Origin of the sequence: uncultured Rossellomorea sp. (assembly GCF_947488365.1) — a bacterium.
GTDB lineage: Bacteria > Bacillota > Bacilli > Bacillales > Bacillaceae_B > Rossellomorea.
This window is the reverse complement of record NZ_CANKZT010000002.1, coordinates 824,169-836,016: the sequence shown is the minus strand read 5'-3', so window position 1 is coordinate 836,016 and position 11,848 is coordinate 824,169. Positions and strand designations below refer to the sequence as shown.

Below are 11,848 nucleotides of genomic sequence, written 5' to 3'. Positions count from 1 at the left end.
AACAATAGGCAAATTTAGAAACAGTACATCATCGATTGCTATTTTAATAGAAACGTATATTCCCGAGGTGATCTACATAGACTATAAGGGAAGCGATCCGACAGAAAAAAAAACCGAACTATGAGGCCAGTCATAGTCCGGAAAAACTTATAAGGAGCCCTCTACTTTTCAATATGATTCAACAACGAAATGATGAAACTTCCTGCTTGAAATATGAGCATGAAAATAAAGTAGTTCTCCACCGTCCTCACCCCCTTCTAGAGGAACGCTCGAGTAAAATATTTGTCCCCTGTTGATATGTATGTAGGATAGACTCAATTCATGCGTTTTTTTGTTGTGAATTGTGTGTACGGTCAGAAGGAGGAACTCCCGGATTATCTTTTTACGGATAATCCGGGATTTTTTTCATTAGTTAGGAGGTTTTTGATGAATTTTCATTGGATGAGTCGTAATCTTGTTGAAATCGACTCTTTTGATGAAGTTTTGTTAGCTGGATTAGCGAATGAGAAAATTTTATCAGCGAAATTTTCATTTTATCAGCGAAATCCAAAATATATCAGCGGAATCTTCATTTTATCAGCGAAACCCAATTTTATACCTAAACCACACCCAAAATACCGTCTTTTTAATGAAAGTTATGCTTACATAATATTTTCTATTGCATATGGAGACTTTTTTATGTAAATTAGTCAAGTATGTTTAATAGGAGGTATCATCATGAATCAAATACAAAATACTCAGCGAGTTCAAATAGCATCAGCCGATCCATCTGCTATTGGACTTTTTGGACTAGCTATGGTTACTCTTGTCGCTTCTTCAGCGAAACTTGGATGGACGGATGGAGTTTCATTTGTATTACCATGGGCAATTTTCCTTGGTGGAATTGCACAGCTGATTGCATGCTTTGGAGATGCAAAACATAATAATACATTCGGATTCACTGCATTTGGAGCATTCGGCTTATTTTGGCTTGGAGTAGGAACATCCTGGTTAATTTCATTCGGTGTGTTTGGAGATGCAGCGGCTGCTGCAGTCGATCCACGCCAACTGGGGATTGCATATATCGGCTATCTGATTTTCAGTATTTTCATGACCGTTGGCGCCATGGAAACACATAAGGTCTTGTTCATTATTTTTGTCCTGATTGATTTCCTATTTATCGGGCTTTCGCTGTCTACACTTGGAATTGCACCTGAAGCCATGCATAAATTAGCGGCCATTTCTGAGTTGTTCATTGCATTATTCAGCTTTTACGGCTCTGCTGCAAGTGTGTTGAACACCCACTTTGGGAGAGAAACACTTCCAGTAGGAAAGCCATTCGGGATATTTAAGTAACTGGAAAAAGAGATAGATGAAATGCTCATCTATCTCTTTTTCCATTATTTTTTCAATACGGGAATCAGGATGCCGAAATGAGGCTCCTCTAAATCCCGGTCACTGGGGGTATCTTTCATGCTTGATGGGAAGATCATCGAAATATTCAACATTCGGTTCTCTATAAGGTTGGTATTCGCTCTCTTTGAACCATCGATAAATACGATGATACGTATGGCCCATATCTTCGCTTTTTTATGGTGGGTCCTTTCCCTCCTCAAACCCACTCCACAAAAAAACACCCATCCAGGCGGTCACTTCATCTGGCTAACCCTCTCTCAAAAGCTGCTAAATGATTCTGTGAAGCATCTCTCAATTGTGTAAAAACAAACCTTACATCTTGAGGAAGATTGTAAGTCAGGAATTTATTATACATAGCTATATTATCAATTTCACCCTGTACTCCTGCTGCGTATGCACTCTTAATCGAATCTGGAGTTAAAGTATAAGCTTGAGAATGATCTTCAGGCAATGACACACCATAGCGCTGGAATAGGGTTTGCAAAGCTGTAATATGTCGCAGCTCGGCTTCCTTTATTCTTAAGAAGGTTCGAACATTACCGAAATTCTGTATGATTCGATCGTATCTAGCCTGAGCGAGATATTCGTCCTGCAAGGCATAAACGAGCATTTGAGGAACAGTGAGTGAAGTTGCCTCAAGTGCTCCTTTTGCGCCGTAATTCATCTGCCTCTCCTGTCTCCAGCTTCCTTGGTTCTTGATAAAGTAAAACAAAAACCAAACGGCATGATTCTGTTCATCGGCAGCAGCACGACGGAATGTTTCCTTAATATAGGTATCTTTGGCTCCATCGGCAATCTCTAAATAGAAATCAACCGTTTCTTGCTCGTCTTTTATGGCAAACTCAAGACCTTTTTTGTATGAATCAGGACAACCTTCTTGCAATTGAGGAGTGGGCGGGACTCCTGTTATATTCGTATAGATATCACTGAAAGCTTTGAAATGGCGCATTTCATCATTTCGGATTTCTCGAATGCGATTTTTCTCTTCTTCGGTTGGCGCCAATTTAGCAAGTTTTTTATAACAAGCGATCGCACTATATTCTCCGTTAATTGCCTTTTGTATATCTTTTATCAGTGAATGATTCTCCTGAACCCGCGAGTAACCATCTAAATAAAAAGGTTTGAATTGACGATAAAATTGATAAGGATTCATATAGAAAGACACCTCTCTTTTCGGTCTGTCATTAAGTATCTTATGACTTCAGCCTAAATCGGGTGTCTGGATATTTTCACTTTACCTCTTCTTATGTACTACTTCATACGCCTCCAGAAGATCTTTCACCAAAATATTATTGATCCTCATTCCCTCCGTCTCACAATCTATTAACCTAACATCATTCAGATTGCAACTTTTAAAATGGCTTCCTTTAAGATCACAGCGCTCAAAACGTACAGGTTCACCTTCTTCTCCACGAGTCGTGTCATGAACATACACGCCCCCTAAAGACACATGGGCGAATTCACTATGTGAAAAATTCAAATCAGCAATCAGGGATTTTTTAAAATTAATATTTTGAAAGCGGGTTTCACTGAAATTGCAATTGCTAAATTGAGCTCCCTTTAGGTTACTGTTGCTGAATGTTAAGTGACTGCCGTTGATTCCATAGAAATCCGTCTCCGTCATATTGCTCTGTTCTACTTGCAGCCGAGAAAGGTTCCCTTGTCTCAATGTATCACCTTGAATGAGAATCTCCCTCGTATCAACTTCTACTGTAGCATCGACTTGGATACATTTCTCATAGCAGAATTCATCTTCTGATTCAAAGATTTTCTTGTACCCCATCTTCTCATAAAAGGCATGAATATTCAGCTGCCGGCTGGATGTCTCAAGTTCCCACGATATCACCTGTGGAAACTCCTCTTCTATTAATCTTATCGTAGAAGAACCAATTCCTTTCCCCTGGAAATCCGGATCGACAAAAATCCGATCGACTCTCGCACGGTGCTTTCCTGCCAATGTGACAATCACGCCTCCCACAAGCTCTTCTTGATATAGGATTTTGAAATAATCCAATTCACGGATCATATACTTTCCCATCTCTATGGAGTCGTAGCCAGGTGGCTGAATATTGTAATCGACGACATTCTCTGCATATGAAAGCCATCTTTCCTTTTCAGCATTGAACACTTTTCTCTTTATATCTGTAAGGATTTCTGCATCTTCTATTCGTGCTTTTTCTATAGTGATTGTACTCATTTTGTTTCTCCTCTTTATCTCAAATTAATTGGTCATTAGGTAACAGATCTGCATTGTTTTTCAAATAACGGATTGCCCCCTTCATTTCTTCTCTTCGAATTTCAATATATGGAAAATTATAACTTAAATATTGCGATTCATGAAGAGGAGAACGGACAATTATCTCAACTACCTATTGTTAAGGTACGCAATTTAGAATCTGCGTTGAAGTATATTGGCTTTCATTTAACCGAAACCCCGACTCATTGATTTGAAAGTAGATCTTCGCAAACTCTCTTTATTACCATATCAATAAAAGAAGTTTAAGCCCTGCGTTAGAAAACGAGGGCTTCATTTTTATTTTTGACAACATTCTTTTTTCACATTTTCATCTTTTACTTCAACCAACTTCACTTTGCAGCAATCCATCTTTTCTTTCTGACCCATCAAACTCTTTAACCATTTCATATTGACCACCTCCTTATATAAAGTAAAATAAGAATCCCGACATAGTAGACATCATGAGGACAGAGCCAATAAATGCGAAGACAAGCTTTTTCTTAAAAATGCTATGGAGTAAAGTTACCTCAGGAAGGCTAGCTCCAGCTGATGCAATCATTAGGGCCATTACTGGTCCCAGTGCCATTCCTTTAGCAACGAGAATTTGCGAAATGGGAATCATTGTAGAAAGTCGGATGTATAACGGAATCCCAATAATCGCAGCTATTGGCACAAGCCACCAATTCTCTCCTCCTAAATAGGTTGTAATCCATTCTGTTGGAACAGAACCGTGAATAACCGAACCGATCCCTGCCCCGATAATAAGAAATGGATAGACATTTCTCATAAGTGTGAGTGTTTCTCTTATTGCTTTCTTAATGTCGATACCACTCTCAGGGGCTGAGAAATTTTCTACCATGACATTTTTTAGTTGTCTTTCAAATCCAAATGCACTCAGCGCAAATCCGATGATAATAGAAAAAGAAGTGGTTAAAATCGTATAGGCAATGGCTACTTTCCAACCCAGTAGGTAGGTCATCAAGGTCAATATCGTTAAATCCAGAACAGGTGAGGCAAAAAGAAAAATCATCACAATGGGAAATCGGACTTTGTTTCGCAATAGATTTGCGACAATAGGGATTGTTGAACAGGAGCAAAATGGTGTGACGAACGCAAAACCAACAGCAATCAGAGCACTCAACAGAGGATGGCTTCTATCCATCAATACCTCCATCCTTTTATAGGGAACAAATCCTTGCAGTAGATGAATAACAAAGGAAATTCCGACAAACAGCACAGTTAGTTCAAGGGCAATACTGATGAAATCTTTTAATATAGTCATTTTGACTACCTCCATTTTGTTTAATCAATTTTTTTTGATTAAATATCGAATATTATTTATCAACTTTTTTTGATTAATAAATCGAATTAAAACAATCTCTTTCTCAAAACATCTGCCTTACCCTAAATCAATTTTTCTTGATTAATTAATCATAAAGAGATTGAGCATCTTATTCCTTCCTAAACAAACAGCAAAGTTGTTCTGATAACAAGTGATTCAATTCAGTGTGATTTAATGTATAGTAACTCCACGTGCCACGCGTTTCTTTCAAGATCAACTCAGCTTCCATTAAAACCTTCAGATGGTAGGAAAGTTTAGATTGGGGTAAGTCTAATTTATCCGATAAGTCACATACGCACACTTCTCCCATTTCAGTAATTTGGTGCAGGATAAATAACCTTTTTTGATCTGCAAGTGCCTTGAATTTTTTTTCGTATTTACTGAAGGTTGAATCCAGTGATATATTTTTTAATGGACTTTGTTTATTCATGCTATCTGCTCCTTTTAAATCAAATTTATTTGATGTATCCTCACTATATGCAAGAACTTCCATTAAGTCAACTAATAAATCAAATATATTTGATTTATTAAAAAATTTGAAAGTCATCTACTCTTGCTGATTAGACGACTTTCATACGGAGTTACATTATTCTCAGCTTTTTATACTTCCTCTTCCCTACCTGCACAATCATCCCTTCTTCAATCTCTACTTCTAAATGCATATCCAGTACCTTTTCTGAATTGATTCTGATTCCTCCATTTTGAATCATCCGCCGCGCTTCACTCTTTGAAGCTTGCATATTCAGCTCAACAAGTAAGTCGATAATGGACACTCTACTTTCACCTGTCCACTTTATCTCTGGAATATCATCAGGCAGTGCTCCTTTTTGAAATATTTCCTTAAAATTGTTTTCAGCTTGCCCGGCTGCTTCTTCGCCGTGGTACATGGACACGATGGTTTTTCCTAAACGTATTTTGGCATCTCTGGGGTGGAGTGTCCCTTCGAATAATTCCTTCTCTATTTTCGATTTCTCATCTAAAGATAAGTCCGTGATCAGGTTGAAGTATTTCATGATCAATTCATCGGGAATCGACATCGTCTTCCCAAACATTTGGTTAGGATCTTCATCAATTCCAATGTAATTATGTTTTGATTTTGACATTTTATCTACGCCGTCAAGGCCTTCCAGTAAAGGAAGCAAGATGACCACTTGTTTCTCCTGTTTGTAATGCTCCTGAAGATGTCTTCCCATCAATACATTAAATTGTTGATCCGTCCCGCCAAGCTCCACATCACTTTCTAATGCGACGGAATCGTATCCTTGCATTAACGGGTAGAAAAACTCATGAAGAGAGACTGGCTTCCCTATTGACAACCGATTAGAAAAATCGTTTCTTTCAATTAATCGAGCAACCGTGATCTTCGATGATAAATGAATCACATCTTCAAGATTCAACGATGACAGCCATTTGGAATTGTAATGAAGCTCTACCTTCTCTTTGTCGAGGACTTTACTAAATTGCTCAAAGTAAGTTTGGGCATTTCTCTTCACCTCTTCATCAGTCAGCTGCTTCCTTGCAACAGACTTGCCAGTTGGATCACCGATTTTACCGGTGAAATCCCCGATAATAAGCTGAATGATATGACCGTTTTCTTGGAACTGCCTTAATTTGTTGAGAACAACCGTATGACCCAGGTGAACATCGGGAGCCGTTGGGTCTAGACCCAGCTTGATTTTCAATGGTACTCCTGTTGCAATTGACTTGACTAGTTTTTGCCTTAATTCTGCTTCTGGAATGATTTCATGCACTCCATTTTTGTAGACGGTTAACTGCCTTCCTACTTCTGCCTGTTGTTCTTGTGAAAGTGAGTCCCATTTGTGTTGCATGATCATTCCTCCTTGAGTTTGAATGAATTAATGTGAGTTTGGTCGAGTTCGCTGATATATCCTGGATTTCGCTGATAAAACGAAAATTCCGCTGATATATTCTGATTACAGACGACTAATTTGTGACTTCGCCGTTATATTTCCGATTTCGCCGTTAAAACGAGAATTTCTACGTTATTTTTCACATGTGGCCATTATCCACTCTCCTCAACTAAAAATCACACCAAAAAACCACGCCCCTAAAAAAAGGGACGTGGTTAACGCGGTACCACCCTAATTGAAGATTTCTCTTCCACTTCATACGGATAACGGACCGGCCGTTCTCTGCTACTAATGGTTCACAGAGAATGTTTAAGGAGGTAATTCGCGCTTATCTTTGTACTGATTCCCACCAGCCATCAGCTCTCTTCACCAGGGAGATAAGTCACTACTCGTTCCTATCATGACATGTAAGATTATGAATTTTCATTTATTTTACAGAATAATGCCATAAAATACAATAATTATTTTTTATCCCTTCACAATACCCATTACAAACCCGTCGTAGCCTTTAGATCCGACGGTTTGAACAACCGTTGAATCAATACGGGGCTCTTTAGACAACATATCAACAAAGTGGCGAACACCTTGAACACTTTCATCTTCACTGTTTTCATCGATTACTCTTCCATCTCGTACCACATTATCTGTAATGATCACAGCTCCAGGTTGAGAAAGCTCGAGTGCCCATTTTAAATAATTTGCATTGTTTTGTTTGTCTGCATCAATAAAAATGAAATCAAATTCACCTTCAATAGTCGGCAACGTATCCAAGGCAGCACCTACCTTAATTTCCACCTTTCGATCCATTCCAGCGTTTTGTATGTTTTTTGCAGCGACTTTTGCATGTTTTTCACTATATTCCAAGGTTACAAGATGGCCGTCCTCTGGCAGTGCACGGGCAAGCCAGATCGTACTATAGCCACCAAGGGTCCCGATTTCCAATATTCGTTTCGCTCCTTTAAGCTGTGCAAGCAATGAGAGAAACTTCCCTTGATTCGGAGAAACATCGATTGCAGGCAGTTCTGCTTCACTATTTGCTTTCAATACCGTGTCCATAAGTGGATCTGATACTTGAAGTTTACTCGTAAAATATTGATCTACTTCTGTCCATGCATTTGTTGATGCCAACATCATCACTCCTTAGTATGTATCATTCATAAATAATAATAGCATAATTTACCATATAAATATTTATATCATGTAACTTTTTATCTCTCAAAACAAAGTTTACCTTAATGAAATCATCCTATTCGGGCATAATAACCAAAACAATTTGTCTTGGAGGGTTCATTCTTGCATACCAATGAACAGGCATTATCCATTTTTGCACTTGGTGGAATCAATGAAATCGGAAAAAATATGTATGTCATACATCATCGTGATGATATTGTCATCATTGATTGTGGAGGTAAGTTTCCTGATGAAAGTCTTTTGGGAATCGACTTAATCATTCCTGATGTCTCTTATTTGGAGAAAAACAAAGATAAAATTCGTGGGTTAATCGTCACGCATGGCCACGAGGACCACATAGGCGGCATTCCTTATCTTCTAAAAAAAATGAACATGCCTATTTATGCTACACATTTCACCCTGGGACTGATCGAACTAAAATTAGAAGAGCATAGGCTGATAAGAGATACAAAACTTGTAACCATCGACTCAAATTCAAACCTGAATTTCGGAACAATCGATGTTTCGTTCTTCAAGGTCAGTCACAGTATTCCGGATTGTTTAGGTATCGTATTTCATACACCGGAAGGAAATGTCGTACATACTGGAGACTTTAAGTTCGACTTAACCCCTGCCAATCATCAATACTCAGACATTCATAAAATGGCGAGGATCGGTGATGAAGGAGTGTTAGTTTTGCTTTCTGAAAGCACGAATGCGGAGCGCAGCGGCTTGACCCCTTCTGAACAAATGGTGGGGAACCACATGGATGAAGCGTTCTTGAAAGCCACTGGAAAGATCTTCGTCTCAACCTTTGCTTCCAATGTCAACCGGGTCCAGCAGGTAGTAGATGCTTCCATCAAGACAAACAGAAAGCTGGCATTATTAGGAAGAAGCATGATCAATGTGGTTTCAGTAGCCATGGAACGCGGGTATTTATCGGTGCCTGACGGGATGCTGATAGATGCCCGTGAAATTGATGCATTACCTCCCGAAAAGGTAGCGATTTTATGTACGGGAAGTCAAGGTGAGCCTATGGCCGCACTTGGTCGCCTATCGACTGGAAGCTTCCGGGACGTATACGTTTATCCAGGTGATACGATCATTCTGGCTGCTTCACCTATACCTGGAAATGAAAAGGACGTATCTCGAATTCTGGATAATTTGTTTCAACTTGGTGCCAACGTAATTTACGGAAGTGGAAGCACAACAGGCATGCATGTATCAGGACACGGGTATCAAGAAGACTTAAAACTCATGCTCACATTAATGAAGCCGACCTATTTCATTCCTATACATGGTGAATACCGAATGCTGCATCATCATCGAATACTCGCTGAATCGGTAGGAGTAGAAGCAGGAAATACTTTTATAATAAAAAACGGTGAAGTCGTCGATATTCAGAATTCCACTGCCCGCCAAACCCGTGCCATTCCTGCAGGGGATACCTTTGTAGATGGCTTAAGCGTCGGAGATATCGGATCCATAGTTTTACGGGATCGAAAACAACTTTCTGAAGATGGAATGCTTATCATTGTCATTACCCTTAGTAAATCGGAACACACGATTATTTCTGGACCTGATACCATTTCAAGGGGATTCGTGTTTGTACGAAACTCAGAAGACCTCTTAAAGGACGTAAACCATCTCGTCAGGAAAGTAGTAGATGAATTGTCTGCAGAAAATATTCGGGACTGGAAAGAAATGAAACAGGCAATCAAAAAAGACGTAGGTCAATACCTATTCAAACATTTGAAGAGGAAACCAATGATTTTGCCAATCATTATTGAGGTGTAGTTGGAACTGCCGGGTGCTTATTTGCCTGGCAGTTTTTAATAAAAAAAGCACCCAACAAAAGTCAGGTGCTATCCGATCGATTATTTCGCTGCCTTGTTTCCTTCATAAATCTTCACATCTAAAGGAGCCGCTAAATACTCCGGTGCTCTCCCAACAAATGAAGAGAAATGCTCACTCGCATTGTGAGTCTCAACGGCAGCAGCATCCCTCCACACCTCTACCATTGTATAGACACTTTCTCTTTCAGTATCTTTCATCAAGTCATATGAAATGTTTCCCTCTTCTGCTCTCGATGTTGCTACAAGTGGGCGAATCTCTTCTAAAAATGCTTGTTCTTTGGTTGGATTAATTTGAAATTCTGCATGAATAATAATCATATACTTTCTCCTCTTTTCTTATTTTTATTTCCATTCTGTGATGGACTCTACTGGCAGGCGAACAGATTTGTAGCCTGCATCTGCCGCTTTTCCGATTGAAATCAGCATGACTGGATAGTAACGGTCTTTGTCCATACCGTATGCTTCAGCAATTTGATCTTTTTCATATCCACCAATCGGATTTGTATCAAATCCGTGAGCACGTGCAGAAAGCATGAGCTGCATGGATACTAAACCTGCGTCGATGAGGTTCATTTCCCTGAACTGTTCAGTTGTCATCATTTGTAGTAATCCTTTAATAGATGGTAGCTGTCTGTCTCTTACTTCTGCAGGCATATACCCTTCTTCTACTGCTTTATTGTAAATCTCATCCGCATAGTCAAGGCTGTTCATATCTACAAATACCGCAATCACTGCAGATGAAGTTTGGACTTGCGTCTGATTGAATTTCGCAAGTGGTGCAAGTTTTTCTTTCCCTTCTGGACTATCGATGACTACAAAACGCCATGGCTGCAAGTTTACAGATGATGGTGCAAGAGTGGCTTCGGTTAGTATCTCTGTCATTTCTTCTTTACTGATTTTCACAGACGGGTCATAATTACGGATGGAACGGCGCCCTGTGATGATTTGGTTAAAATCATTGATTTTTGTTTGATTCATGATGCATTCTCCTTTATGAGTAAAATTTAGTATTCAATATCCTGAACATTATCCTGAATACGATTAAGCATGTCGGATAAAACCGAACGTTCTTCTTTTGTAAAGCTTTTAAAAACTTTAGAGATAAAGATCTCTTTCTCTTCACGATAAGCTTCTATTTTCTGACGGCCTTCCTCTGTCAGCCGGACAAATGTAAACCTGTTATCATCAGGATTTTTACGGCGGGAGACCATCCCTTTTCCTTCAAGCTGCTTTAAGTGTCTCGTCACGGCTGCACTATCAATATTCACTTCTCTTTGTAGAGCCGTTTGACTGATTTCTTCCACTTCAAACAACTTGTGCAAAAGATCCAAACGAGACTGACTAATTCCGGTACAGCGCTCAAACTTAGGACTCATTTGCTTATATATATCATTTAATTGAACGATTATCTTCTCTTCTTCACGACACGAGTTGGACAAAGCATCCTCCTCCTCCACTTTAATTGAGGGGTCAATCATTGACCTGTCAATTAATATAATACATAAGATTTTATAAGTCAAACATATAGTTCTTGGGAGAAAACCCTAATGATTTTGAAGGAATCCTACATACAAATGCGGAAAGTCTGAAATGAGTTAAAACAGGAGATTTTTTCTGAATGAAAAAGGAAAAGGCAAGGTAATGAGGGAATCTCCTCTCTTACCTTGCCGTCTATATGCACTATAAAAACACTAATTATGTCATTTGTGTGAATTTACCATACGGAATTTCACAGAAAAAGACTTACTCCTTTGGTTGGTCTAACGCTTGGTAGGCAGCCTGGTATTTTCCACCTTCTGCAACCTCTGAATGATACAATGCTTTAAGAGCAAATGTACGCTCTAAATTCATCTCATCCATCAATACTTTCAGGCGCGCTTGCAATTCTTTATTATCTTTGATTAACAGTTTCATTTGTGATTTCATATATTTCATAAGGCTTTAACTCCCCTTTTCTAGTTGAACAATTCATCAAGTA

At 39.0% G+C, this 11,848-nt stretch carries 14 protein-coding genes and 1 other annotated feature; of the genes, 3 read left to right on the top strand and 11 right to left on the bottom strand.

Annotated features, from left to right (window positions below):
- Positions 1-426 precede the first annotated feature (426 nt).
- Positions 427-684 carry a hypothetical protein gene (locus Q1B03_RS11060; protein ID WP_299741229.1) on the top strand — a complete coding sequence of 86 codons (258 nt, stop codon included), beginning with the start codon at positions 427-429 and terminating at the stop codon, positions 682-684.
- Positions 685-717: 33 nt separating this feature from the next.
- Positions 718-1,335, top strand: a complete 618-nt coding sequence (locus Q1B03_RS11055) for an acetate uptake transporter (RefSeq protein WP_299741228.1) — start codon at positions 718-720, stop codon at positions 1,333-1,335.
- Between the two features lie 44 nt (positions 1,336-1,379).
- On the opposite strand, the gene Q1B03_RS11050 is transcribed toward Q1B03_RS11055, so the two are convergent.
- From Q1B03_RS11050 to Q1B03_RS11020, 7 genes are all read right to left on the bottom strand, one after another.
- Positions 1,380-1,595 (bottom strand): hypothetical protein, encoded by a 216-nt coding sequence (locus tag Q1B03_RS11050; protein WP_299741227.1) that lies wholly within the window; start codon positions 1,593-1,595, stop codon positions 1,380-1,382.
- A 38-nt stretch (positions 1,596-1,633) separates the two neighbouring features.
- Complete coding sequence (locus Q1B03_RS11045) at positions 1,634-2,548, bottom strand: ferritin family protein (protein WP_299741226.1); 915 nt, start codon at positions 2,546-2,548, stop codon at positions 1,634-1,636.
- 81 nt (positions 2,549-2,629) lie between these two features.
- Positions 2,630-3,592: a GNAT family N-acetyltransferase gene (locus tag Q1B03_RS11040; RefSeq protein ID WP_299741225.1), complete on the bottom strand. Its 963-nt coding sequence runs from the start codon at positions 3,590-3,592 to the stop codon at positions 2,630-2,632.
- Positions 3,593-4,052: 460 nt separating this feature from the next.
- Positions 4,053-4,913, bottom strand: coding sequence for a permease (locus Q1B03_RS11035; protein WP_299741224.1), 861 nt, complete (start codon positions 4,911-4,913; stop codon positions 4,053-4,055).
- Positions 4,914-5,082: 169 nt separating this feature from the next.
- The gene (locus tag Q1B03_RS11030; protein WP_299741223.1) at positions 5,083-5,403 is read right to left on the bottom strand and encodes a metalloregulator ArsR/SmtB family transcription factor; all 321 of its coding nucleotides are present in this window, start codon (positions 5,401-5,403) and stop codon (positions 5,083-5,085) included.
- A 151-nt stretch (positions 5,404-5,554) separates the two neighbouring features.
- Positions 5,555-6,802, bottom strand: coding sequence for a tyrosine--tRNA ligase (tyrS, locus tag Q1B03_RS11025; RefSeq protein WP_299741222.1), 1,248 nt, complete (start codon positions 6,800-6,802; stop codon positions 5,555-5,557).
- A gap of 244 nt (positions 6,803-7,046) precedes the next feature.
- Positions 7,047-7,255 (bottom strand) — a binding site (T-box leader).
- 57 nt (positions 7,256-7,312) lie between these two features.
- The gene (locus tag Q1B03_RS11020; RefSeq protein WP_299741300.1) at positions 7,313-7,975 is read right to left on the bottom strand and encodes an O-methyltransferase; all 663 of its coding nucleotides are present in this window, start codon (positions 7,973-7,975) and stop codon (positions 7,313-7,315) included.
- Between the two features lie 162 nt (positions 7,976-8,137).
- On the opposite strand from Q1B03_RS11020, the gene Q1B03_RS11015 reads away from it, so the two are divergent.
- A complete protein-coding gene (locus Q1B03_RS11015; protein ID WP_299741221.1) occupies positions 8,138-9,811 on the top strand; it encodes a ribonuclease J in 1,674 nt (557 codons plus the stop codon).
- 80 nt (positions 9,812-9,891) lie between these two features.
- Here the strand turns inward: Q1B03_RS11015 and Q1B03_RS11010 are convergent, their stop codons facing one another.
- The 4 genes from Q1B03_RS11010 to Q1B03_RS10995 all read right to left on the bottom strand — a co-directional run bounded on the left by Q1B03_RS11010 (position 9,892) and on the right by Q1B03_RS10995 (position 11,805).
- A complete protein-coding gene (locus Q1B03_RS11010; RefSeq protein ID WP_299741220.1) occupies positions 9,892-10,188 on the bottom strand; it encodes a putative quinol monooxygenase in 297 nt (98 codons plus the stop codon).
- 24 nt (positions 10,189-10,212) lie between these two features.
- Entirely contained in the window at positions 10,213-10,848 is a 636-nt protein-coding gene (locus tag Q1B03_RS11005) for a nitroreductase family protein (RefSeq protein ID WP_299741219.1), read from the bottom strand.
- A gap of 26 nt (positions 10,849-10,874) precedes the next feature.
- Positions 10,875-11,309 (bottom strand): MarR family winged helix-turn-helix transcriptional regulator, encoded by a 435-nt coding sequence (locus Q1B03_RS11000; protein WP_299741218.1) that lies wholly within the window; start codon positions 11,307-11,309, stop codon positions 10,875-10,877.
- A 304-nt stretch (positions 11,310-11,613) separates the two neighbouring features.
- Positions 11,614-11,805, bottom strand: coding sequence for a hypothetical protein (locus Q1B03_RS10995; RefSeq protein ID WP_148993760.1), 192 nt, complete (start codon positions 11,803-11,805; stop codon positions 11,614-11,616).
- Between the last annotated feature and the right edge of the window lie 43 nt (positions 11,806-11,848).

Excerpts from the sequence above, each read along its gene's own strand:
- Q1B03_RS11045 (WP_299741226.1), bottom strand. The coding sequence starts at position 2,548 with ATGAATCCTTATCAATTTTATCGTCAATTCAAACCTTTTTATTTAGAT.
- Q1B03_RS11010 (WP_299741220.1), bottom strand. The coding sequence starts at position 10,188 with ATGATTATTATTCATGCAGAATTTCAAATTAATCCAACCAAAGAACAA.
- Q1B03_RS11005 (WP_299741219.1), bottom strand. The coding sequence starts at position 10,848 with ATGAATCAAACAAAAATCAATGATTTTAACCAAATCATCACAGGGCGC.
- tyrS (WP_299741222.1), bottom strand. The coding sequence starts at position 6,802 with ATGCAACACAAATGGGACTCACTTTCACAAGAACAACAGGCAGAAGTA.
- Q1B03_RS11060 (WP_299741229.1), top strand. The coding sequence starts at position 427 with ATGAATTTTCATTGGATGAGTCGTAATCTTGTTGAAATCGACTCTTTT.
- Q1B03_RS11035 (WP_299741224.1), bottom strand. The coding sequence starts at position 4,913 with ATGACTATATTAAAAGATTTCATCAGTATTGCCCTTGAACTAACTGTG.
- Q1B03_RS11040 (WP_299741225.1), bottom strand. The coding sequence starts at position 3,592 with ATGAGTACAATCACTATAGAAAAAGCACGAATAGAAGATGCAGAAATC.
- Q1B03_RS11030 (WP_299741223.1), bottom strand. The coding sequence starts at position 5,403 with ATGAATAAACAAAGTCCATTAAAAAATATATCACTGGATTCAACCTTC.
- Q1B03_RS10995 (WP_148993760.1), bottom strand. The coding sequence starts at position 11,805 with ATGAAATATATGAAATCACAAATGAAACTGTTAATCAAAGATAATAAA.
- Q1B03_RS11055 (WP_299741228.1), top strand. The coding sequence starts at position 718 with ATGAATCAAATACAAAATACTCAGCGAGTTCAAATAGCATCAGCCGAT.
- Q1B03_RS11020 (WP_299741300.1), bottom strand. The coding sequence starts at position 7,975 with ATGTTGGCATCAACAAATGCATGGACAGAAGTAGATCAATATTTTACG.